This window comes from Chryseobacterium flavum (assembly GCF_003385595.1).
Lineage (GTDB): Bacteria > Bacteroidota > Bacteroidia > Flavobacteriales > Weeksellaceae > Chryseobacterium > Chryseobacterium flavum.
On sequence record NZ_QNUE01000002.1, the window covers coordinates 333,627 to 355,875 of the forward strand.

22 protein-coding genes are annotated in these 22,249 nt (G+C 36.2%); 12 read left to right on the forward strand and 10 right to left on the reverse strand.

Features of this window, described 5'->3' with window-relative positions:
* Positions 1–26: 26 nt before the first annotated feature.
* Positions 27–782 (reverse strand): murein L,D-transpeptidase catalytic domain family protein, encoded by a 756-nt coding sequence (locus DRF59_RS03585; RefSeq protein ID WP_115956912.1) that lies wholly within the window; start codon positions 780–782, stop codon positions 27–29.
* A 129-nt stretch (positions 783–911) separates the two neighbouring features.
* Positions 912–1,358, reverse strand: a complete 447-nt coding sequence (msrB, locus tag DRF59_RS03590; protein WP_407643380.1) for a peptide-methionine (R)-S-oxide reductase MsrB — start codon at positions 1,356–1,358, stop codon at positions 912–914.
* 215 nt (positions 1,359–1,573) lie between these two features.
* Between msrB and DRF59_RS03595 the strand changes: the two genes are divergently transcribed.
* Both DRF59_RS03595 and DRF59_RS03600 read left to right on the forward strand, forming a co-directional pair.
* On the forward strand, positions 1,574–2,818 hold the full coding sequence (locus DRF59_RS03595) for a DUF445 domain-containing protein (RefSeq protein WP_115956914.1): 1,245 nt from the start codon (positions 1,574–1,576) through the stop codon (positions 2,816–2,818).
* A gap of 19 nt (positions 2,819–2,837) precedes the next feature.
* The gene (locus tag DRF59_RS03600; RefSeq protein ID WP_115956915.1) at positions 2,838–3,728 is read left to right on the forward strand and encodes a hypothetical protein; all 891 of its coding nucleotides are present in this window, start codon (positions 2,838–2,840) and stop codon (positions 3,726–3,728) included.
* A gap of 25 nt (positions 3,729–3,753) precedes the next feature.
* On the opposite strand, the gene DRF59_RS03605 is transcribed toward DRF59_RS03600, so the two are convergent.
* On the reverse strand, positions 3,754–4,791 hold the full coding sequence (locus DRF59_RS03605) for a quinone-dependent dihydroorotate dehydrogenase (RefSeq protein WP_115956916.1): 1,038 nt from the start codon (positions 4,789–4,791) through the stop codon (positions 3,754–3,756).
* 147 nt (positions 4,792–4,938) lie between these two features.
* On the reverse strand, positions 4,939–5,634 hold the full coding sequence (locus tag DRF59_RS03610; protein ID WP_115956917.1) for a pseudouridine synthase: 696 nt from the start codon (positions 5,632–5,634) through the stop codon (positions 4,939–4,941).
* 186 nt (positions 5,635–5,820) lie between these two features.
* Here DRF59_RS03610 and DRF59_RS03615 point away from each other — a divergent pair, with 186 nt between their 5' ends.
* The 4 genes from DRF59_RS03615 (at position 5,821) to DRF59_RS03630 (ending at position 10,153) form a co-directional block, all read left to right on the forward strand.
* Complete coding sequence (locus DRF59_RS03615) at positions 5,821–7,362, forward strand: glycine--tRNA ligase (RefSeq protein WP_115956918.1); 1,542 nt, start codon at positions 5,821–5,823, stop codon at positions 7,360–7,362.
* A 104-nt stretch (positions 7,363–7,466) separates the two neighbouring features.
* The gene (locus tag DRF59_RS03620; RefSeq protein ID WP_115956919.1) at positions 7,467–8,285 is read left to right on the forward strand and encodes a hypothetical protein; all 819 of its coding nucleotides are present in this window, start codon (positions 7,467–7,469) and stop codon (positions 8,283–8,285) included.
* 118 nt (positions 8,286–8,403) lie between these two features.
* Positions 8,404–9,537 (forward strand): serine hydrolase domain-containing protein, encoded by a 1,134-nt coding sequence (locus DRF59_RS03625; protein ID WP_115956920.1) that lies wholly within the window; start codon positions 8,404–8,406, stop codon positions 9,535–9,537.
* Between the two features lie 4 nt (positions 9,538–9,541).
* Entirely contained in the window at positions 9,542–10,153 is a 612-nt protein-coding gene (locus DRF59_RS03630) for a YdeI/OmpD-associated family protein (protein ID WP_115956921.1), read from the forward strand.
* Positions 10,154–10,164: 11 nt separating this feature from the next.
* Here the strand turns inward: DRF59_RS03630 and DRF59_RS03635 are convergent, their stop codons facing one another.
* The gene (locus DRF59_RS03635; RefSeq protein ID WP_115956922.1) at positions 10,165–11,436 is read right to left on the reverse strand and encodes a Y-family DNA polymerase; all 1,272 of its coding nucleotides are present in this window, start codon (positions 11,434–11,436) and stop codon (positions 10,165–10,167) included.
* Positions 11,437–11,686: 250 nt separating this feature from the next.
* On the opposite strand from DRF59_RS03635, the gene DRF59_RS03640 reads away from it, so the two are divergent.
* The 6 genes from DRF59_RS03640 to DRF59_RS03660 all read left to right on the forward strand — a co-directional run bounded on the left by DRF59_RS03640 (position 11,687) and on the right by DRF59_RS03660 (position 16,468).
* Positions 11,687–12,187 carry a M15 family metallopeptidase gene (locus tag DRF59_RS03640; protein WP_115956923.1) on the forward strand — a complete coding sequence of 167 codons (501 nt, stop codon included), beginning with the start codon at positions 11,687–11,689 and terminating at the stop codon, positions 12,185–12,187.
* A 191-nt stretch (positions 12,188–12,378) separates the two neighbouring features.
* Positions 12,379–13,416: a patatin-like phospholipase family protein gene (locus DRF59_RS03645; protein ID WP_115956924.1), complete on the forward strand. Its 1,038-nt coding sequence runs from the start codon at positions 12,379–12,381 to the stop codon at positions 13,414–13,416.
* Between the two features lie 384 nt (positions 13,417–13,800).
* Complete coding sequence (locus DRF59_RS20690) at positions 13,801–13,971, forward strand: hypothetical protein (protein WP_157967429.1); 171 nt, start codon at positions 13,801–13,803, stop codon at positions 13,969–13,971.
* Between the two features lie 469 nt (positions 13,972–14,440).
* A complete protein-coding gene (locus DRF59_RS03650) occupies positions 14,441–15,361 on the forward strand; it encodes a helix-turn-helix transcriptional regulator (protein WP_115956925.1) in 921 nt (306 codons plus the stop codon).
* A 163-nt stretch (positions 15,362–15,524) separates the two neighbouring features.
* Entirely contained in the window at positions 15,525–16,037 is a 513-nt protein-coding gene (locus DRF59_RS03655; protein WP_115956926.1) for a hypothetical protein, read from the forward strand.
* Positions 16,037–16,468, forward strand: a complete 432-nt coding sequence (locus tag DRF59_RS03660; protein WP_115956927.1) for a nucleoside deaminase — start codon at positions 16,037–16,039, stop codon at positions 16,466–16,468. Before DRF59_RS03655 ends, DRF59_RS03660 begins: the two co-directional genes overlap by 1 nt.
* A 22-nt stretch (positions 16,469–16,490) precedes the next feature.
* Here DRF59_RS03660 and DRF59_RS03665 read toward each other — a convergent pair whose 3' ends face one another.
* The 5 genes from DRF59_RS03665 to DRF59_RS03685 all read right to left on the reverse strand — a co-directional run bounded on the left by DRF59_RS03665 (position 16,491) and on the right by DRF59_RS03685 (position 22,204).
* Positions 16,491–17,027 (reverse strand): GNAT family N-acetyltransferase, encoded by a 537-nt coding sequence (locus tag DRF59_RS03665; RefSeq protein WP_115956928.1) that lies wholly within the window; start codon positions 17,025–17,027, stop codon positions 16,491–16,493.
* 59 nt (positions 17,028–17,086) lie between these two features.
* Positions 17,087–17,845 (reverse strand): type III pantothenate kinase, encoded by a 759-nt coding sequence (locus tag DRF59_RS03670; RefSeq protein ID WP_115956929.1) that lies wholly within the window; start codon positions 17,843–17,845, stop codon positions 17,087–17,089.
* 103 nt (positions 17,846–17,948) lie between these two features.
* A complete protein-coding gene (locus DRF59_RS03675; protein ID WP_115956930.1) occupies positions 17,949–19,787 on the reverse strand; it encodes a M1 family metallopeptidase in 1,839 nt (612 codons plus the stop codon).
* An 87-nt stretch (positions 19,788–19,874) separates the two neighbouring features.
* Complete coding sequence (locus DRF59_RS03680) at positions 19,875–20,360, reverse strand: DinB family protein (RefSeq protein WP_115956931.1); 486 nt, start codon at positions 20,358–20,360, stop codon at positions 19,875–19,877.
* Positions 20,361–20,512: 152 nt separating this feature from the next.
* Positions 20,513–22,204: a DUF6909 family protein gene (locus DRF59_RS03685; RefSeq protein WP_115956932.1), complete on the reverse strand. Its 1,692-nt coding sequence runs from the start codon at positions 22,202–22,204 to the stop codon at positions 20,513–20,515.
* Positions 22,205–22,249: the final 45 nt, after the last annotated feature.

The window sequence follows — 22,249 nt, forward strand, 5'->3', positions numbered from 1 at the left end:
GGCAATCAAATGATTGCCTTTTTTTATTATGCGTTTAGCCATTCCGAAGAGGAAAGATAATTCTGATCAGGATAATAAATAAAGAGAAGATTCCTTCCTTTTATTGTATTAATAATAGGCTGTGTAAGTTCTTTAGGCACTGCCGGGCATCCCCAGCTTCTTCCGATCCTTTTGTGCATGGCAGCAAATTCATCACTTACATAATTTGCTCCGTGCATTACAATGGCTCTTCTGTAAGCCGCATCATTAAATCCTTTATCCATTCCAAGCAATCTGAGAGAATAGCCGTTGTCTCCCTGATAAGTTGCATCGGTAATATAAAATCCCAGGCTGCTCTGTAACGAACTTTCCCTGTTAGAAAAATTCGTTGCAAATTCTTCACCTGTATTTTTTCCGTGCGCAACCAATGAGTTGAACAAAACTTTCTTTTCATTAAGATCAATTACCCAAAGTCTTTTCGTATTGGAAGACATAGAAAAATCGCAGATAGTCAATAAATGCGAGTCTTCGGTAAGCAATCCTGCCTTTCTTAAATTTTCAAACCCAGTCAGTGCTTTTGAGAACACTTCATAATTTAATTCATGTTCCGGATCAAAAGCTATTGATTTGTATAATACTTCTGACGAAGATGCAGTCTCTGCATTATTCCCAGATTTCGTTTCAATTACTCTTTCAACTTTTGTTGTTTTGATTTTCTCATTCTTTACCACCGCTCCCGGAGAAAGATAGAATGAAGTCGTGACCACGTATATAAGGCCAATTATGCTATAAAATCCTTTCATTCAATAATATATTAATTCCAAATTAGTGGGGCAAAATTATAAAAACATCATTACCAGACGGTTATAACTCTAAAAAGTTTAACTGAATTTAAGAAACTTTAACGTCCTGATTTTGTGAATTAAAAGTAGTTATTTTTGAGAAACCGCAACAAATTCCAGGCTGATTGAGTTCATACAATATCTTAATCCGGTAGGTTTGGGGCCATCATCAAAAACATGTCCTAAATGCGAATCACATCGCTTACAAAGCACTTCCACCCTATCCATCCCATAAGACTGATCTCTCTTATAATAAACGCCATTTTTATCTGCCTCAAAGAAACTGGGCCAGCCGCAGCTGCTTGCAAACTTCGAAGTGGAACGAAATAAGTGATTCCCACATACAGCACAATAATAATCCCCTACCTCATCAAATTCATTATATTTTCCCGTAAAAGCTCTTTCTGTTGCTGACTCTCTGGCGACCGCATAAAGATCCGGAATCAGGACTTTTTTCCACTCATTATTGGAAATATTAAGTTTGGTAGTATCAGTCCTTGAGTAGTATGGATTATTTTTTGCTTCTTTATTTTCCATAGAAGTAATTTTAATAGGTTGATGCTTCTGCGTACATGCCTGCAGAAAGATTAATATGGTAATTGAAATTAAAAATTTCATTGCGGGTTTTAATTATTGTATCTTAACCACAAAGTGATAGTGGGTGAAAGCCTCTGAATTCCAAATAAAATCTTTGTGTCTTTATGATTTAATATTAAAACAGTTTGATAACCAAATTTAGTAAATTTGAGAATATGAATGACGAAGCAAAAAGAAAACAACTCAGGAAATATAAGTTATTTGCTACCGGGTTATTTATCCTGATGGCAGCAATTTTTATTACTACCACTATTTTACAGAAATCTTACTCTTCCCATTGGATCGGATATGTACGGGCTTTTTCTGAAGCAGCCATGGTTGGAGCTCTGGCAGATTGGTTTGCTGTAACTGCTTTATTTCGTCACCCTCTTGGCCTTCCTATTCCTCATACGAACCTGATTGAAAACAGCAAGCAAAAGCTGGGTGATAATCTGGGTAGTTTTGTGGTCAGTAATTTTCTTTCTCCACAAAATATACGGCCCTACATCCAAAAGCTTAAAATATCAAATTTTGTCGGAGAATGGCTTGGTAAACAAAAAAACCAGGAAATTCTTCTCAAAAACCTTTCTGATATTGTACTGGATATCCTCAATAAGCTTGACAACTCTACAGTAAGCCGGTTCATTAGTAAAAAGGTTTCGGATATGACTGATGATATCAAACTTAACAAAATAGTTGGAAACGGAATCAGCTATATCCTGGAAAAGAATGATCATCAGAGAATTATTACCAATCTCTCAAAACAAATCAAGGAATATATTATTGAAAATGATGAAATAATCAAAGAACGGGTAAGGAAAGGAAGCTATTCTTTTATCCCTTCTTTCGTGGATAATAAAATTGCAGACAAGATTGCAGACGGACTCTCAGATTTCTTCAAAGAAATTGAAGAAAATCCGGAACATGAGGTCAGGCAGCTGATCACTCAAAAAATTCATGATTTTTCAGTGGACCTTAAAGAAGACTCTAAATGGGAAAATGAGTTTAAAACTATTAAGAACGGACTTCTGAAAAACGACAAACTGGAAGAGTATTCCAATGACATCTGGATATCAATCAAAGAGACGCTGATTAAAGAGCTGCAGGAAAGTGATTCCACATTAAAAAAGTATCTTTACAGAAATCTTGATGAGTTTTCACAAAATCTGAAAACGGACGAGAACCTTCAAAACAAAATAGATCATTGGGTAAGGGTAACCGCCTATAAATATATTCTTAAAAATACACATCAGTTCGGAAACCTCATCAGTACAACTGTAGGAAACTGGCAGGGAAAAGAGCTGAGTGAAAAGCTGGAATTGGAAGTAGGAAAAGATTTACAGTTCATCAGAGTAAACGGGACACTGGTCGGCGGGCTTGTAGGATTGATCATCTATACTATAGCTCATTTTTTCCTGTGAATATAAACCAAACGAACCCATGAAAAAAATCTTTATTGTATTATTATTTCCTGTATACATCTTCTGTATCGGCCAAAGTGTGGAGCTAAAGTCCGTAACTGACTCCTCACAAACCTTTAAAGGAGAAATTGCAGGAGTTCCTTTTACAATGCAGCTGAATTTTACAGGAATTGCGGATTGTAGTTTATATCAGTATTTTGTAGATGGATGGTATTACTACGATAAATATCAGAAGAAAATTCCGCTCACCGGAATGTATAACTATGGAAAATTATCACTTTACAATTTCGGGAATAGACAACAACAAAATGCCGAAGTGTTAAAAAAACAGATCACTTCACCCCAAAAGGTAGAAAAGGTCAATGAGATTGCGCAGACACTTAGTCCGAAAGAATATATCATATTTGATAAGATCACCGAAAAAGAAAATAGTATTGCGGGAACTTTTAATCTGGATAATAAGAAAACTCATCCGGCGAGACTCTTTACATCCAACAGTATGATCTATCGTTATAACAATTACCTGATCTTGCCCAACAATAAAAAAATTAACACTTTCGATTTTATTAACAGACATGGTGGAAATCAACTGGTTTCCTATGCCTCCGGAGCGAATGGAAACAGGATTTTGCTGTATTTTGAGCACTCTTCTAATTTTAATGCCTGCGGAAGATGTGGAGCAAGCGAAGGAGAAAAAGGATATCGGCTTCTTTATTTCACAAAAGACTGGAACTATAAAAATTATGAAGAATTTCTGACAGAAAGTTGTTTGGAAAATATTTATGAAACAACAGAAACAGAGTCAAAAGACAAAAAGACCATACAGTTTAAAGTAGGAAAGGCAACATCATCACCCGCCTATATATTTACCGTTAATATTAAAAATGCTACAATAGTAAAATCAAAATAAAAGAGAGCCCTATGACTCTCTTTTTTTATCTCGGTAAGCTGCCTGCTCTTTTTAATAATTCCTGATTGATCTCATTGATCAGTTCCGGCCCTTCATAGATAAATCCTGTATACAGCTGAACAAGGCTTGCTCCTGCATCCAGTTTTTCCATGGCATCTTTGGCAGAGTGAATCCCTCCCACTCCAATAATCGGGAATGCCCTGTTGCTTTTATCGGAAAGATATCTGATCATTTTTGTACTCCTTTCACGAATAGGCTTTCCGCTTAATCCCCCGTTTCCTATTTGTCCTAAAACATCCGGAGAAGTTTTCAGCCCTTCTCTGTTTACCGAAGTATTGGAAACAATCAGTCCGTCAATTTTTGTCTCTGCAATCAGTTCGACAATTTCATCTAACTGATTATTATTGAGATCCGGAGCAATTTTCAGTAATACAGGTTTTTGTACAGCTTTTGACTGGTTTATTTTCTTAACTTCTGTAATCAACTCTCTCAAATATTCTACATCTTCAAGCTTAGCATGACTTCCAACATTCGGACAACTTACATTCAGCACAAAATAATCTACATAAGGATGAAGACCTTCAAAGCAGTCCAGATAATCCTGAGTATAGTTTTCCGGGCTTGTATCTGTATTTTTTCCGATGTTTCCACCGATGATTATCTTTCCTTTATTGGATTTCAGTTTTTCAATAGCAGCCTGCAGACCATCATTATTGAAACCCATTCTGTTAATAATCCCTCCATCTTCAATGAGACGAAACAATCTTTTTCTGGGATTACCAGCCTGTGCTCTTGGGGTTACAGTTCCAATTTCTACAAATCCAAAGCCTAAGTCTGCCAATTCATTGAACAAAACTGCATTTTTATCAAAACCGGCAGCCAGTCCTACAGGATTTTTAAATTTTAATCCGAAAACTTCTCTTTCCAGACGTTTATCTTCAATAGGTTTTGGGAAAAATAATTTAGTAAGGAATCCAAAATTTTTAAGTACCGAAAAGGTAAAATGATGAACATCTTCGGGATCAAATTTAAAAAGAATCGGACGGATGAGCGATTTGTACATTGAAAAAAAGTTTTACAAAAATACTCAAATTAAAATTAATCTTCCATTATCCTGTGATATTTTATCAAAATGTCTTTTATCTACATCATCTATAAGACATAACCTGTGTAAACTGTACAATACTCAGGATTTATTTTTCCGGCTCATTTAAGAATACGCACTCAGATCAAAACTCAGGATATCTCCTATCTTTTTGAACTCCTCATCTATACCGGCATTTACTGTAATTCTTTCGTTAGAAACAGGATGATTAAAAATCAATTGATGAGCGTGAAGCGTCATTTTATTGATACCAAATGTTGTAAGCCACAATTTATTTTGTTTGTTGCAGCCATGCTTACGACACCCTAAAATCGGATGTAGAATATGCTTAAAATGTTTTCTCAGCTGGTGCATCCTTCCCGTTTCAGGAATTGCTTCTACTAAACAATATCTCGAAGTCTGATGTTTTAAAAAAGGTAAATCTATTTCTGAAGTCTGCAACCGATGATAATAAGTAACAGCATTTTGCCTGACTTCATTTTCATTAATCAGGTCATAATCAATGGTTTCTTCTTCTTTTGCCCAGCCCCGAAGAATTGCTAAATATTTCTTTTCAACCTGTCGCGCTGCAAACTGATCACTCATTATTCTAAGTGTATCTTTATCTAAAGTAAACAGCAGAACACCAGAAGTTTTCCGGTCTAAACGATGCACAGGAAAAACATATTGCCCGATCTGATTTCTTAATTCCTGAATAGCAAAGGTATCTGCATCTCCTGTATAAAAAGATTTATGAACCAATAACCCACTTGGTTTATTGATGGCAATTAAATGCTCGTCGCGATAAAGAATTTCTAACATAAGGCAAAAGTAAAAATTTCCGTTCGATCTGATCGTGACGGAAACAACATCCTTTTTAAATAAAGATAGAGTGGACAACAGGTTCATACTCCAGAAAAATTAAATAATATTTTTACATCTATTGTACCTATTGTTAGATATTTGACATTCAATTTCCTATTTTTGCACATCAGACGTAAAAAAATTATGGCAAAGCAAGAAGATGTTTTCAAGAAAGTGATTTCTCACGCTAAAGAATATGGTTTTATTTTCCCATCCAGTGAGATCTATGATGGTTTATCCGCTGTGTATGACTATGGACAGAACGGAGCCGAACTTAAAAATAATATCAAACAGTATTGGTGGAAAGCTATGGTACAGCTTAATGAAAATATTGTGGGTATTGATTCGGCAATCCTTATGCATCCTACTACATGGAAGGCATCTGGCCACGTAGACGCTTTCAATGATCCATTGATTGATAATAAAGATTCCAAGAAACGTTTCAGAGCAGATGTTCTGGTAGAAGACTACTGTGCTAAAATTGAAGAGAAAGAAAAGAAGGAAATTGAAAAGGCGGCAAAAAGATTTGGTGACGCTTTTGATAAAGATCAGTTTATAGCAACCAATCCAAAGGTTCTGGAATACAAAGCTAAAAGAGAGGCTATCCTTTCCAGACTGGCAAGATCTTTAGAAAATGAAGATCTGGCTGACGTAAAAGCACTGATCGAAGAACTGGAGATTGCTGATCCTGATACAGGTTCTAAGAACTGGACGGAAGTAAGACAGTTCAACCTGATGTTCGGAACTAAATTAGGAGCTTCCGCAGACAATGCAATGGATCTTTATTTAAGACCGGAAACAGCTCAGGGTATTTTTGTTAACTTTCTGAATGTACAGAAAACTTCGCGTCATAAACTCCCTTTTGGTATTGCTCAGATTGGAAAGGCATTCAGAAATGAGATTGTTGCAAGACAGTTTATCTTCAGAATGCGTGAGTTTGAACAAATGGAAATGCAGTTCTTTGTAGCTCCGGGAACAGAACTTGAATTCTATGAACAATGGAAGCAAAAACGTCTGAACTGGCACCTTGCTTTAGGATTAGGTAATGAAAATTACAGATTCCATGACCATGAGAAGCTGGCACACTATGCCAATGCTGCTGCTGATATTGAATTTAATTTCCCTTTCGGATTTAAAGAATTAGAGGGAATCCACTCGAGAACGGATTTTGACTTAAAGGCACATGAAGAATATTCGGGAAGAAAGCTCCAGTTCTTTGATCCTGAAAGAAATGAAAACTACGTTCCTTATGTAGTAGAAACTTCAGTAGGTCTGGACAGGCTGTTCCTTTCAATATTTGCACATTGCCTGAGAGATGAAGTTCTTGAAGACGGTTCAGAAAGAACAGTTTTATCATTACCTCCGGCTTTAGCTCCAATTAAAGCTGCAATTCTTCCGTTAATGAAAAAAGACGGATTGGCTGAATACGCAGAAAAAATATTCAATGACCTGAAATATGATTTCAACTTATTCTATGAAGAAAAGGATGCAATCGGGAAACGTTACAGAAGACAGGATGCAATTGGTACTCCTTACTGTATTACCGTAGACCATGATTCACTTGTTGATCATACAGTAACCATAAGAGACAGAGATACGATGCAGCAGGAAAGAGTGCCTGTTTCTGAATTGAGAAGGATCATTGATGAAAAAACCAATTTCAGAAATTTACTTTCTAAAATATAAAATAAGAGCCCTGACAAATCGGGGCTCTTTATTTTTTCAATACTATATAAAAAATATCGTAAAAATTATTAATTTTGACGGATTTTAAAAAACTAATAATCATTATGAAGAAATTAATTATTTCGTCACTGGCTTTAGCAGTGATCACCAGCTGTAGCTCATCCAATGATTCTGTTGCGGATGATAACAACAACAGCAATGATAATTCCCCTTTATTATTAAAAAAATTTACCGAGATTACCCAGGATAATCAAACGTATGTAATAGAGTTTAAATACGACGGCGACAAGATCACTGAAGCTATTGATACGGGTGAAAATGCAAAAACCGTTTATACATATAGCGGGGATAATATAGTAAAAACTGAAGACTATGAAGACGGGGTATTAAGAGAGATCAGAGAATTCACCTATTCCAATGGAAGGATTATGGCTGAAAAAGTAACCGAGAAATATCAGGGAACGCTGGTTTACACTAAAAAATACCAGTATATAACGGATAATCATATAAAGTTTACTAACTATGGGGGCGCCACCTATAATCCGTCAACAGGAACTTATTCAAATATTCAGTATATTGAGGAAGACATTTATCTATCAAGCAATGGTAATGTAGCTTCCAGAAGCTATACCCATAATGGAGTAACCTATAATACCACCAATACTTATGATAATGCCAATCATCCTATGAAAAACGTAAAGGGTTTTATCAAAATAAATCTGTTTATGGGTGATGGAGAAACAGGATACAATAATCTGCTAAGCAGCAGCAGTAATTATTCCGGACTTATAAGCGGAACTAACAAATCTAAAGCTGATCACACATTTAACAGTGAAAGTTATCCGACTAAAACAGTTATGACTTACACCAGTTCAGTTTTAGGAACAAATTCCCATACTTATCTGTACGAATACAATAAATAAGTTAACGATTACAATACTTGAGCCTTGAATAAAAATTTCAAGGCTTTTTTATTTCCCCCAAGGATGTTTTTTAATTTATTATTTTTAAATTTAAATCATTAATGGGTAACCGGCAAAAATGGAAATACTAAAATATATGATTGGCGGAGCTGCAGCAGGCGCAGCAGCAGCTTATTTTCTGGGATACGACTATCTGTTCAGCGGTATTTCCAAAACTTATCTTAAAGGAAAATCAGGTGCCTACATAGATGACGGCGACCTTTTCCCAGGCAATCCTGTTATAACAGTAACTCCAAAACTTTGGGAAAAAGCCCCTGAGTATAATAAAACAGATTTACCGGACCATCTGGCTGATAACTTAAAAAAGTCTAAAACGGCTGCTTTTATAGTGGTTCGGAATGGAAAGATCCTGCATGAACAATATTGGGCAGGCTATAATCAGCTTTCACAGACCAATTCATTCTCTATGGCTAAGGCGGTTACGGTCATGCTTCTGGGTAAAGCTTTGGAAGAAGGCCTCATCAGGAGTATCGATGAGAAGGTTTCTGAATTTTATCCTGCGCTTAATGAAAAAAAATACGGAAACGAAATCACACTCAGGAACCTTGCCCAGATGGAAGCCGGTCTTGACTGGGATGAAGATTACAACAATCCATTTCTCCCCAATGCAAAAGCTTATTATGGAAAAAGTCTTGTAAAAGCTGTTTTTTCCAGAAGGTTCAAAGAAAAACCGGGAACCAGATTTGAATACCAGAGCGGATCTACACAGCTGCTGGGCTTTGCTGTAAGAAAAGCCCTTGGAAAGCCTCTTGCAAGTTATTTATCAGAAAAATTCTGGATTTCCCTGGGAATGGAACAAAATGCAAAGTGGAGTACAGATGATTCCGGAATGGAAAAAGCCTATTGTTGTATTCATTCGAATGCCAGAGACTTTGCCAAACTGGGGCAGTTATTCCTCGACAATGGCAAAGTTGGAAATGATCAGATTCTAAATTCTGCTTTCATTGAGCAAATGAGAACTCCTACAGAAAAATCAGAAGGTATTTATGGGCTGGGGCTCTGGATCAATTATGATAATCCCGTTAAACATTATTACTTTCTGGGGTTACAAGGACAATATATCATTATAGTTCCTGAATACGATATGGTTATCGTAAGAACCGGGAGCTACTTAAACAATCCTAAAAATGATAAAGGCAGACCGGATCAGGTGAAATTCCTGGTCAATGAAACCGTACAATTCTTTCAGTAAACACATGGAAAAGCACAGTATAAAAGTTGAGGAATACATTGAAAAATCTCCGGATTTTGCAAAGCCAATCTTAAATTATCTTCGTGAAACAATTCATGAAGTCTGTCCCGATGCAGAAGAAGCAATCAAATGGCAGTTTCCTACTTTCATGTATAAAGGAAAGATTCTTTGTTCAATTACCTCGTTCAAACAATATTGCAGCCTTGGATTCTGGCTTCATCAGGAAATGTCTACTTTAAAAGAACTGGAAACAACAGCTGAAAAGAGTTCTATGTTCAGTTTAGGTAAAATCACCAAAATGGAAGATTTACCCTCCAGACCTCAGCTGAAAAAAGCAATCAGGGAAGCCATGGAACTTACAGATATGGGAGTTACCATGAAACGAGCGGCTCCTTCAAAAACAGAAACTGTAGTTCCTGATTATTTTAAAGAAATTTTGACCCAGAATAAAAAAGCTTTGGAGATTTTTGAAAAAAGTTCGCCATCTTTCAGAAAGGAGTATGTAAACTGGATTACTGAAGCCAAAACAGAAGCCACCCGGAATAAAAGAATAGAACAGGCTTTGGAATGGATTGCAGAAGGAAAAGGAAGAAACTGGAAGTATGAAAGAAAGTAACTGTAAGTCCTCTAATGAAATCTGAAATTTGCTTCAGGCAATGTATTCTTTTTTAAGAAGGCTTCATATTCCGGAGAAAGTTTGGCTCGGCCGAAAGTATTTTCTCCACTCATACTGCCAAGGCGTACTTTATCCTTCCCGAATTTTTTATTCATGGCATCCATTGCTTTCATCACAGGAAGATGATGGTTTTGCACATCTTCTTCAAAAAGCCCGATCTGTCTTTGGTCTTCAGGAACAAAATCATTCACAATAACGCCTGCCCTTTTATAATGAAATCCTTCTTTATAAATAGCCTCGAACAGCTCATTTACCACCCTTCCTATCAATATAGAAGAATTGGTGGGATTGGAGAGTATTCTGGTCATTGCATTTCTGTATTCAGGAAGGTCTTTTCTGAAACGGTTCGTCTGTACAAACACCGTAATTATTTTACAGCAGGTATTCTGTCTCCGCAATCTTTCTGAGCAATACATACCAAACGTTTCTACCCGTTCCCGGACATCTTCTTTTCTCGTCAGCATTTCCATAAAACTCCGGGTTACAGCAATTGACTTTTTAGGAGAAGGAGTGTCTAGTTCCAGCTGACGAATCCCTTTAAGTTCATTAATCATTCTTACCCCGTGAATTCCCATTATCTTACGAACCCACATTTCGGGTTTCTGAAGAAGATCCCAGGCTTTGTACACCCCGCTGTCATTCATTTTTGCCGCCAGCTTTCTTCCTATTCCCCAGACATCGCCTATAGCAAGCCACTTCAAAGCCTTCTCAATTTTTTCGGGAGTATCCAGCATATACACTCCATCAAACTTATCAGGAAACTCTTTAACGATCCTGTTGGCAACTTTACATAAGGTTTTGGTAGGAGCAATTCCTATACTTACAGGAATATTTTCTTTCTCTTTAATCTCTTCTCTGATTCCCAGGCAATAGTTATGAATATCAATATATTTGAAACCTGTAAGATCAAGAAAAAGCTCATCAATACTATAAACCTCATGATCAACAACATAGGATTTAGCAATATTGATCACCTGCTGGCTTTTATAATTATATAATTCAAATTTTGCGGAAAAGCTTTTCACATCATACTTCTGAAAAAGCTCTTTATACTTAAAGGCTGGTGCTGCCATAGGAATACCCAGATCTTTTGCCTCTTTACTTCTGGATACAACACACCCGTCATTGTTGGATAACACCACAACAGGTTTATTTTCCAGTTCAGGATCTAAAGTCCTCTCACAGGAAACAAAAAAGTTATTGCAGTCTACGAGGGCATACATACGGATTGTGAATATTTAATGCAAAATTATAGTTTTTAAAGAATAAAATAAGGCTTCATTTAAAAATTAACATCATATTTAACACTCTGTATTTTAACCTATTAAATTATTTTAATACGACATGTTTTGTCGTTTGTGACTGCTAATTTTGTTTTCAAAAAACATTTTCCATCGTTTATACTTTTTCAATTAAAATACGTCAAGTTTCGTCGTACCCGCCTGATATCTTTGTCAGACAATAGTAAATATCATGGACAAAGTAACATCAGAAAGAATCAAATTTCTTCATCCTGTAGTCAGGGACGAAATGAGAAATATCATTCAGGAGTGTAATCTCGCACTTACAGGAAAGGCTAAAGTAAGGATTACCCAGGGATTGAGATCTTTTGAAGAACAGGAAAGACTTTATGCGATCGGGAGACTTACTTCCGGAAAAAAGCTGACCAATGCCAGAGCAGGACAGAGTCTACACAATTATGGTCTTGCAGTAGATATCTGTCTGATTATTGACGGAAAAACAGCCAGCTGGGATACTGCAAAAGATTGGGATAATGATAAAGTGGCAGACTGGTATGAATGTGTACAGATTTTTGCCAGAAATGGCTGGAATTGGGGAGGAAACTGGAAAACATATAAAGATCTTCCTCACTTCGAAAAGAAAACGGTATACAAAGGAAAAAATCTTATTAAAACCAATTGGAGAATATTTTCAAAGATGCCAAGAGATCAACATAATTATATCATACTTTAACTCTTTTTTATTTAAAATCATTTATAATACGACAAGTTCTGTCGCTACTCCCTCCTACCTTTGCTTTACAAAAAACAACTAAAAAAGCAATGAAATCTGAATACAGAAACACAACTTTATTCTACTAAAAATGTGTTTTCTATAGATTTAAGATTGTACATGTCCTTTTTTAAAAACAACTAAAACATCACATGAAAAAGACAACCATTCTTTCTTTGGACGGGGGTGGAATAAGGGGGATTGTAACCTGCATTATTCTACGCTACATAGAAGAACAGCTCCAGTACTATGATAAACCGAGTGCCAAGCTCGGGGATTATTTTGATCTGGTTGCAGGCAGCAGTACAGGAGGTCTGATTGCGTCTATTATCTTATGCCCCGATGAAACCCGGAAAGCAAAGTATTCTATTCAGAAAGGATTAGAACTTTATGCTGAAAAGGGTGGTGACATCTTCCAGGTATCCTTTTGGGAAAAACTGGTTAATCCATTCGGATTGCTGAACGAAAAAATTTCCCAGGAAGCACTTGAAAAAAATCTGAATGATTTTTTTGGAAATTTAGAACTAAAAGAATTAATAAAACCATGTTTAATAACAAGTTATGATATAGAAAACAGAAGAGCTAAACTTTTCAATTCATGGGAAGCGAATCTTAGTACGGATAATTTTTATGTAAAAGATATCTGCCGGGCAACAGCAGCAGCTCCCACTTATTTCAGTCCTATACAGATCAAGTCCATGTACGGACAGATTTTTAGTCTGATTGATGGAGGAATGTTTGCGAATAATCCAGCCCTCTGTGCCTATGCGGAAGCCCGGAAAATTCCTTTTGCTGAAGTATTGAAAAACCATCAGAAAGCCAACCATCCCGGAGTTAACGATATGATCATTATCTCTATAGGAACAGGTGTTGAAGCCAGGCCTTATTCTTTTAAGAGACTGGAAAAAGCAGGAAAAATAGGCTGGGTAAATCCCATCATTGATATTCTGATGTCTGCCAATGCAGAAACAGTGGATTATCAGCTATGCCAAATGTTCCAGACTTTAGGTTTAAGAAACCAGAAAAATTATTACCGGCTGAACCCTTCACTAAAAAATGCTTCTCCTGCAATGGATAATGTAAGGCGCTCTAATATTGAGAACCTGATACAGGCAGGTCTGAGCTATATTGATGACCATAGAGACACTTTAAATCAAATTGTACAAAAGCTCATCAAAAACAAAATATAAGCTTTTAAGCTTATACTGCTTTATTATAAGCTTTTAAGCTTATATATCTTTACTGATTTCTAAAGAAGTAACATTTCTCAAATAAATCAGCATATAATACTCTCAACAGGAAACATCAGCCTGCCAGAACTACTATATCAACTATTCAGTAACCTTAACCATGAATTATATTACAGATTTTTCTTAGAATTAAAAATAGCTCAAATTTTTTGAGCTATTTTTTTATACGTCGAGTTTTGTCGCCACTGCCTGTTACTTTTGAAATATAAAAACAATCGCAAAAAAAAAGTCAGTAAAAAATTAAAAAAGGCCTTTGAATTCAAGATGCATCAACACTGACCCCCTCAGTATGTTCAATTTTATCAAACCTTAAAGCACAAAAACATGGAGACAACCAATCACAACCCAGATATAATTTTTGATGAAGACCTCTACACAATAGAATGGAGCGACATTGAAAATGCAGAGATGGATTATGAAAACTATCTCAACGATATTGAAAATTTCTTCAGGCATGATTTCGAAAATGATATCTTCGAAGAAGACACACTTTAAACAAATCAACTGATAACAAGCCCGAGCTGCTCACTATTTTTATGCATCCATAATGCATTCACTGCAATCTCGTCAAATTTATGTATCACCTTTGAACTCACCATTCACAAAAGAGGGCAGCCGGAGCTTAGTATCAGACAAATCCACGAGCATGTTATAAGTGCTCTAATTATAACCTGACATCTCATGAAACCAACGAACTTTTCTGCAACAACAGGGAATAGTTGGTTTCATTTTTTTTAAACAGAAATTAAAATAATTAGTACTTTAAAATGGGTTCTTATTAAAACCCATTTTCGAAATAAAATGAAATACTAAATTTTATGGTAAATAAATCTGAATATTTCATTCACCAAAACTTTAAACGTAAAAATTTTACAAAAAAGATTTTTTAGGTTAATTCATAAAAATTAAAATACGACATATTTTGTCGTATTAACCTCTTATATTTGTCTTTCAAAATTTTACCATGAAGAAAGATTTTTACCTGACACGATATGCTTTGATTATAAAAAGACTGGAAAATTCTCCGGCGACCTATTCACAGCTGGAAGAATACCTTTTAAACTCTTTTGAATTTCAGGATGCCGGAATCAAGAGTTATTCGATCCGTACCCTGCAAAGGGATATCCGTGAGATTTCTGATCTCTTTAATCTTTCCATTCATAATAAAAAAAAGGGTGATAACCGGTATTATATTGAAAGCCGTCCTATTATGGAAGTGGATGAATACAATCAAAAGCTGCTGGAATCATTTCAGGTGAGCAATGCGCTTAATCTTCATCCTGATTTTTCAAATTTAATCTTCTTTGAAACCCGTAAACCTACAGGTGTGGAACATTTCTATGACCTATTCTTTGCCATCCGCAATAAAAGGGTAATTACTTTTGAGCATTATAACTTTAAAAACAAACTCATGACTTCCCGTAAAGTCCATCCCCTGGCTTTAAAGGAATCCAAAGACCGGTGGTATCTTATTGCAATAGATACCAAAGACAAAATTCTGAAGTCATTCGGACTGGACCGGATTAATTATCTGGATGTGGGAAAAAATAAATTCCGTGAAAAATATAATTTTAATTTCAGGGAGCATTTTAAGAATGCTTTCGGAGTAATGAATCTGGCAGAACAGAAGCCCCAGAATATTGTGCTGAAATGCAGCCGTCATCAGGGAGAATATATCAGAAGTTTCCCACTCCATCAATCGCAGAAAGAAACCAAAGAGACCCCGGAAGAAATCTACTTTGAGTTCTTCCTTCATCCTACGTATGATTTTATGCAGGAAATACTTTCATATGGAAAAGAAGTAACCGTCTTAGAACCGAAAGGTTTAGTTGATGAGATCCGTAATCATCTTCAGGAGTCACTGAACCGCTATCTTGAAAGCTGAAAACAAATCATTTCATCTCATATTTTTTAAGTATATTTACATAAATATACCTGGTTTGAGAGCTTTATTTATTTGCACCTGCTTCTTTATTTCTTCATTTTGCCTGTCACAGCAAAAGGAGGAGTTCAGGCTTGTAAAAAGCTATTATAATCAACACCGGAGTATGCTGAATCAGGAATTCAGAAAAAAATTTGATGCCGAACCCAATACCTTTAAAAAACAGGCCATAAAGGGAGATTTTCTTTACTTCATGAAAAAAATGGACAGTATTGAAAATACAGCATTGATAGGTGCTCTGCTGAAAGTAAGGAATCTTGAAGATCTTGAGTCTATAAAAATGTCAAAAGGAGCATTCAGAGAAAGGCCCGGAAATACTGCAGAAACAGCCCCCGATTATCCCGGAGGAATCAATACACTGAGACAGGAGGTTGCAGATCTTATTTATGTAGATGCCGTTTACTCGGAAGCCAAAACAGTAAAAACAAGTGTTGCTTTTATTGTAGAAAAAGACGGAAGCATCAGTAATGTTCATGCACAGGGCGATAATTTCACTTTTAACCGTCAGGCTGAAATTGCCTTATACTCTATTTCTGAAAAATTCCTTCCGGCTTTAACCAAAGGAGATCCGGCAAGATTTCAATTCAGGCTTCCTTTAACTTTAACTATGGCAGAATAATGTTTACTGATGAATATTATATGAAAATGGCTCTGCAGGAAGCAGAAGCTGCCCTGGGAAAAGATGAAGTCCCTATTGGATGTATAGTAGTTTCTAATAACCGGATCATTGCAAGAGCCCATAATCTTACAGAAACCTTGAATGATGTTACTGCCCATGCAGAAATGCAGGCCATTACTTCCGCAGCTAATTTCCTGGGAGGAAAATATCTTAAAAACTGTACACTGTATGTAACGTTAGAACCTTGTGTAATGTGCTCGGGAGCCCTTTCGTGGTCTCAGATCTCAAAAGTTGTCATCGGGGCAAGAGACGAACAGAGAGGATTTATCAACAAAAATTTGTCCCTTCATCCCAAAACAGAAATTATAACAGGGGTTATGGAACATGAATGCTCCACCATTGTTAAGGAATTTTTTAAAAGTAAAAGATAGCAGCATACTAGCTTATTCCTGATTATTTTGAAGGATTAAAAATAGAGTACATTATCAGATCAAAATAGTCACCATCTTTTTTGACATGTTGTTTTAAAACAGCCTCTTTCTCCATTCCTATCTTTTCCATAATTTTTCCTGAGGCAGGATTGTGAATAAAATGAGTCGCGAAAATTTTATTGAGATTAAGTTGGCTGAAACCAAAATTCACAATTGCTTTGGCAGCTTCAGTTACATATCCTTTATTCCAGTAAGGCATTCCTATCCAATATCCAAGCTCTGCTTTGTCATCATCACGGTCATGAAGACCTATAGCACCTATAATGTGCCATTCTTTATTCCGTATACCAAAAGTATAACCAGTATTGTTTTTAAAAGATTCCTCGGACATTTTGATCCAGAGCCTGGCATCATTATCAGTATATGGATGTGGAATATTAGACGTCAGATCAGAATAAATCCGATGCTGAAGATAGTTAGTAATCAACGGAATATCTTTTTCTTCCAGCTTAGAAAGGACAAGCCTCTCCGTTTCCAGCACAGGAAATTCTTTTATCATATGTGATTGGTTTTTATTAATAACAATTTGGACATGGCTTTCCCAACTTACCTTTGAAGTTACAGGTCTTTACCCAGGAAGTAAAGCCCTTTCAGGGTATGAAGCCTGTCCATGACATGAATTTTATCCGTCAGGGGCTTGTATACATGAGAAACACCACCGGTTGCGACTACAAAACAATCGTCATTAACCTCATCATTGATTCGGTTAATAAAGCCTTCAACCATTCCCAGGAAACCATATACCATCCCGCTCTGCATACAGGTTACCGTATCCAGCCCCAGAACTGATTTAGGTTTTTTCAGCTCGATGTCAGGGAGCTGTGCTGTCTGGCTGATCAGTGAATTTAACGAAGTAACTATTCCCGGTGCAATAATAACGCCTAATGTCTCCCCGTTTTCGGCTACACAGCTGGCAGTAAGAGCGGTTCCGAAATCGATAATAATCTTTTTCCTGTCCGGATACAGATTATGAGCAGCTACAAGATTTGCATAAATATCTGTTCCCATCTGTTTTGATTTTGCCTGAACGCCTGAGGGTGTTGTTCTGTCAACAATAACAGGAAGAATCCCATGTATTTTTTTAATTCCGGAGCTCATTACTTTAGTAAGCTGCGGAACCACAGATCCTATAATCACTTTGTCAATTTCTTTAGGCTCAATTTTATAGGTCTGATACAGCATCAGCATCTGCACATAAAGTTCGTCTGCGGTCCGGTAAGGTTTTGTATTGATTACCCAAGAAATATCACAGTTATCTCCATTGAAAAGACCAAATCGGATGTTACTGTTCCCTACATTTATTACAATTGAATTCATTTATATTTTAACAGGCTATGATTTGAAAAAATTTTCCTCCCAAATTTATAAAAAAATAAAAGGAGTACTTTCAAATACTCCTTTTATCTATATGTTTATCGTTTTATTTTATTTCTATAAAGTTATCCGCCATATTCACATCTGCAATTCTCTGGCTGAAATCAATTCCCAATACAGACAATTGAGATTTTGAATAAGGAATCGTTACAGTATATTCCTTCTGGGTCCAAGGCCAGTACGGCATGGTCTTAAAATCACCATACACATCTTTTTCTTTCCATGTATGCGTCATATTCAATGGAATCTGATACGTAACTATTTTCTTATCTTTAGTCATTACACTGAAATCTACAGGCATAGGAACCTGTCCATTGTTTACCAGAGTAATTGTAGTGGATTGGGCATCATATTTCACATCTTTGATTCCGTAATCAATTGTTTTGGTTGTATTGATCCAGTAATTATGGAACCATTTCAGATCCATTCCTGAAACTTTTTGAGCAATATGAAGAAAATCCCTGTCTGAAGGATGTTTCATACTCCACTGATCATAATATTGCTTTAAGGTTTCTGCAAGATTTTGTTCCCCCATAATATATCCCAGCTGAACCAGGTATAATTCACCTTTTACATAAGATGCATACGTATAAGAAGTCCCGTTATCATGATGGTCTCCTAACCATACAGCAGGTTCTTCGATTCCTTTTTTAACAAAGTTCCGGTAAGCATCCAGTGTTTTTGCAAAAGGATTTGGAAGCTCTTCGGGAAAAAGCTGGTACATGGTATAGCCTTCGGCATAGCTTGTAAACCCTTCATCCATCCATGGACGTACGGATTCATTTGTTGCAAGCATTTGCTGGTACCATGAATGAGATCCTTCATGAGCCATAAGCCCCATCAGATCCTTTATGCTTTTGGCTTCACCTAAAATCATGGTACACATTCCGTATTCCATTCCACCGTCTCCACCCTGAATAAATGCGTAAGTCGGATATACATATTTACCAAAATGAGAATTCATAATCTGGAAATATTTGGTAATATAAGGCTGAGCCTCCCCCCAGACCTTAGTTTTATCATTTTTCTGATATACCAGATATACTTTCGGACCATCAGGAACATTGAAACTCTCCACAGAATAATCCCTGTCTGCACTCCATGCAAAATCAAGAATATTTTTCGCAGTCCACTTCCAGGTTGCCTTTTTATCTTTTTCTGTTTTGATTTTCGCATTGGAATCATATCCTTTCACTTCTGCCGGATTTTCAAGAATTCCGCCCGCACCTACAACATAATCCTTATTGATTTTAATGGTCACGTCAAAATCAGAGAATGGGGCATGGAATTCCCTGCCCATATAATCAAATGTTGCCCAGCCGTCATAATCGTATTCAGCAATTTTGGGGTACCACTGTGTCATTGTCATATCAACACCTTCCCTGTTGTTTCTTCCGCTTCTTCTGATCTGCTGAGGTATTACAGCATCCCAGTCCATCGTAAACGTTGTTGTGGAATTTGGTTTGATAGGCTCTGACAGATACACCTTCATAATAGTTTCCTGAACTTCAAATTTCAAATCTTTTCCATTCTGCCTGATCCAATGGATATTCTGAACTCCCTCCTGATCTTTCGGAATAGAAGCCAATCGTGAAATTCCATCTTTCTGCAACCTTCCGTCACCATTTTTTCCCTGGGAAGCGACTCTTTGATCCATCATAGAATTAGGTTTAAAAGCATTCCAGTATAAGTGGAAATAAACCACATTCAGTTCATCCGGTGAATTGTTGGTGTATTCTATAGTTTGTTTTCCCTGATAGGTAAATTTTTCAGCATTGACATCAATATCCATCTTGTACTTTGCAGCCTGCTGATAATAAGCTCCTTGCTGAGCCTGAAATTGTGAAATGATAAACGCAAAAATGATTGCAGCCGATTTTCTCATTTAAAATTTTATTTTTTTCTAAAGGTAGGTAATTTAAATAACACCCTCAAATAGGAGTTATTTTGAAATTTTAGATGGTTTTGGGTATTAATTGTTAAATTGTTTATCAAACTTTAAGATCTTTTTGATCAGGGTAATCTGCCCCAGATGGTAATAGCCATGTTCAATCATGCCATCAATATTTCTTCGGTAAGTACCATATTTTTCATCTACAAAGACTTCGTCAAGTTTGGACTCCGGCATCTGTTCCAATAATCCTGCAAATTTTTCAGCATCTACCCAGAGTTTATTCAGCAGGTCTTCCCATTGTTCCCGGGATTCTATGGGCGGAAGATCAAAACTGAATTGATCTTTGATCTCAAGGCCTCCTCCTTCAAAAACATTAACAATTCCTGCTATATAATAATCAATATGAAAAGTAAGCATTGCAATAGTATTTAAAGAACCTATCTTCGTGACGGCTTGTTGCCAATCTACATCTGAAAGCTGATCTTTAAAATTAGTATTGGCAATCCAGAGACCATCCAGCATAACTTCTCTGAATCTTTTTGATAATTGTAATACTGAACTCATAGTTACTATTTTATTTATCGTTTTTAAAGATAAGCAATTGGAAAATAACATTTTAAATTTCAACGATTTACTGATTACGTAGATATTTATAAGCACAAAAAACCTCAGATACAAAAGTATCTGAGGCCTGTGTTATAATTTTTAAATTACAATTATTTTTTGTCAGAAGTTTCCTTCTTTCCGCTGTTTAAAATCTTTTCAAGGATTCTTAGCGTAATCAGGTAAGTGGGTTTTACTCCCGTAAGTCCCAGTCCTCCTGAAGACAATGTACTTCCTGTTTCCAATGGATTATCAGATGCATAATAAGCATAGCATACAAACAGCTCAGGCGAAATATGATGCCTGATTTTGGAAGCTACCTGGATAGCCTTCTGATAATGTGCCCCTTCCATTTCAAGCCCGATTGCTTTCCATGAAGTATTCATAAAATACGAAAGAATATCTCTGTTTTGAAGAGAAGTTCCCAAAACCGTAATCATTGGTCCTTCGAATGCTTTTAGTTCATCATCCTTAAAATCTTCAAGTTTCAATGCATTTTCAAAAGGATAATTGTCTGCAGTACCTTCAAAGATATGGGAGGTTGGAATCATAATATCTCCTTTTTCTCCGGTAAGAATACCTGCTTTTCCCATAATGGAAACAGATTTTACATGCATCATATATACCTCTCCTTTATGTTCAAAAGGCCTCAGCAACTCATCCATTACTTCAAATGCCTGCTCTCCGAAGGCATAGTCAAACACCATCACTACATCATCTCCTCCAAACTTAAGATGGCTGAAAGGTGTATTTTTCAGATTAGTCTTACCCAGATCAATGATCTGAACATCTATATTACTTCCGCTTTTATCTGCAATATGAATCATTCCTTCTTCCAAAGCATACTTTAATACTTTATCACGAAGGTCTTTTTTGTTTGAAATATCTTCATACAGCTTATAGTCTACCTCATGATGATGTTTTTTCTTAAGTGCATCATTAGCATACAGCATATTTTTTACCGAATGCATATTGGCTGAAATAATATGTAACGGACGCATATGAAGATCATTTTCAAATAAAACTTCCTTCACTTTATTGGCCCATTTCTCTCCAAAATAATGATGTCCTACCCTTTCCTTTAATATGGCACTGAAATGAATTTCCCTCTCTCTTGATTCTTTTGCATCTTCAAGACTTACTTTTCCTAAGTTATAAATGATTTTAAATAAGCGGTCAGGATTATTATCATCACCAAAAGTATTATAAGCCCTTAAAGTTTCATCAAAAGTTCTTCCTATTAAAGATGAAAGGTGTATAAGTGCAACTTCTTTTTCCTTTCTGCTGAATTTTTTTTCTCCTTTCACTACTTCTTCAATAATTTTGAAGGCGCGTGTCGGTTTCCAGTTTTCGTCCTGGATGAAAGCGAGGTTACGGATTTTATCAGCTTCTATAAATAGGAAGGTAAGATGGGTAAGAATGTCATAAATTTCAGAACGCCCTAACAGAACTTCGATATTCATCTGGTGTTCGTCTATTCTATAACAGTTCCTTCTTCTTTTCTTGGGAACTATCGGTTCGAAACTTCCTTTATCAAACCCTTCATCAGATGTAAGATGAATAAAAGCACATTCTTCAATTCCTTCAGGAAGTCTGTCTAAAACATACATCAATCCATCAAGCTCCAGTTTATTAGGGATATTCATAGTCCCGTAAATCTCCGGATTGATTGTTTTCAACAAACTCCTAAGGCTCTCTCCTGAAACACCACCCGGCTTGAAAAATCCTCTATAAAATAAATGTCTCATAGAGATATATAACCTTTCAATAGCCTCTGTTGTTTCTCTTGCTCTAGAATTTGTCATAAAATAAATTTCACACAAATATACAAAATCTTTGTCCATTTTATT

What these genes read in the sequence shown, in the direction of transcription:
- DRF59_RS03585 (WP_115956912.1), bottom strand. Translation starts at nt 782, where the DNA reads ATGAAAGGATTTTATAGCATAATTGGCCTTATATACGTGGTCACGACT.
- DRF59_RS03620 (WP_115956919.1), top strand. Translation starts at nt 7,467, where the DNA reads ATGAAGAAATTAATTATTTCGTCACTGGCTTTAGCAGTGATCACCAGC.
- DRF59_RS03595 (WP_115956914.1), top strand. Translation starts at nt 1,574, where the DNA reads ATGAATGACGAAGCAAAAAGAAAACAACTCAGGAAATATAAGTTATTT.
- DRF59_RS03660 (WP_115956927.1), top strand. Translation starts at nt 16,037, where the DNA reads ATGTTTACTGATGAATATTATATGAAAATGGCTCTGCAGGAAGCAGAA.
- DRF59_RS03610 (WP_115956917.1), bottom strand. Translation starts at nt 5,634, where the DNA reads ATGTTAGAAATTCTTTATCGCGACGAGCATTTAATTGCCATCAATAAA.
- msrB (WP_407643380.1), bottom strand. Translation starts at nt 1,358, where the DNA reads ATGGAAAATAAAGAAGCAAAAAATAATCCATACTACTCAAGGACTGAT.
- DRF59_RS03665 (WP_115956928.1), bottom strand. Translation starts at nt 17,027, where the DNA reads ATGATAAAAGAATTTCCTGTGCTGGAAACGGAGAGGCTTGTCCTTTCT.
- DRF59_RS03650 (WP_115956925.1), top strand. Translation starts at nt 14,441, where the DNA reads ATGAAGAAAGATTTTTACCTGACACGATATGCTTTGATTATAAAAAGA.
- DRF59_RS03645 (WP_115956924.1), top strand. Translation starts at nt 12,379, where the DNA reads ATGAAAAAGACAACCATTCTTTCTTTGGACGGGGGTGGAATAAGGGGG.
- DRF59_RS03670 (WP_115956929.1), bottom strand. Translation starts at nt 17,845, where the DNA reads ATGAATTCAATTGTAATAAATGTAGGGAACAGTAACATCCGATTTGGT.
- DRF59_RS03625 (WP_115956920.1), top strand. Translation starts at nt 8,404, where the DNA reads ATGGAAATACTAAAATATATGATTGGCGGAGCTGCAGCAGGCGCAGCA.
- DRF59_RS03680 (WP_115956931.1), bottom strand. Translation starts at nt 20,360, where the DNA reads ATGAGTTCAGTATTACAATTATCAAAAAGATTCAGAGAAGTTATGCTG.
- DRF59_RS03600 (WP_115956915.1), top strand. Translation starts at nt 2,838, where the DNA reads ATGAAAAAAATCTTTATTGTATTATTATTTCCTGTATACATCTTCTGT.
- DRF59_RS03685 (WP_115956932.1), bottom strand. Translation starts at nt 22,204, where the DNA reads ATGACAAATTCTAGAGCAAGAGAAACAACAGAGGCTATTGAAAGGTTA.
- DRF59_RS03630 (WP_115956921.1), top strand. Translation starts at nt 9,542, where the DNA reads ATGGAAAAGCACAGTATAAAAGTTGAGGAATACATTGAAAAATCTCCG.
- DRF59_RS03640 (WP_115956923.1), top strand. Translation starts at nt 11,687, where the DNA reads ATGGACAAAGTAACATCAGAAAGAATCAAATTTCTTCATCCTGTAGTC.
- DRF59_RS03635 (WP_115956922.1), bottom strand. Translation starts at nt 11,436, where the DNA reads ATGTATGCCCTCGTAGACTGCAATAACTTTTTTGTTTCCTGTGAGAGG.
- DRF59_RS03655 (WP_115956926.1), top strand. Translation starts at nt 15,525, where the DNA reads ATGCTGAATCAGGAATTCAGAAAAAAATTTGATGCCGAACCCAATACC.
- DRF59_RS03615 (WP_115956918.1), top strand. Translation starts at nt 5,821, where the DNA reads ATGGCAAAGCAAGAAGATGTTTTCAAGAAAGTGATTTCTCACGCTAAA.
- DRF59_RS03675 (WP_115956930.1), bottom strand. Translation starts at nt 19,787, where the DNA reads ATGAGAAAATCGGCTGCAATCATTTTTGCGTTTATCATTTCACAATTT.
- DRF59_RS03605 (WP_115956916.1), bottom strand. Translation starts at nt 4,791, where the DNA reads ATGTACAAATCGCTCATCCGTCCGATTCTTTTTAAATTTGATCCCGAA.
- DRF59_RS20690 (WP_157967429.1), top strand. Translation starts at nt 13,801, where the DNA reads ATGGAGACAACCAATCACAACCCAGATATAATTTTTGATGAAGACCTC.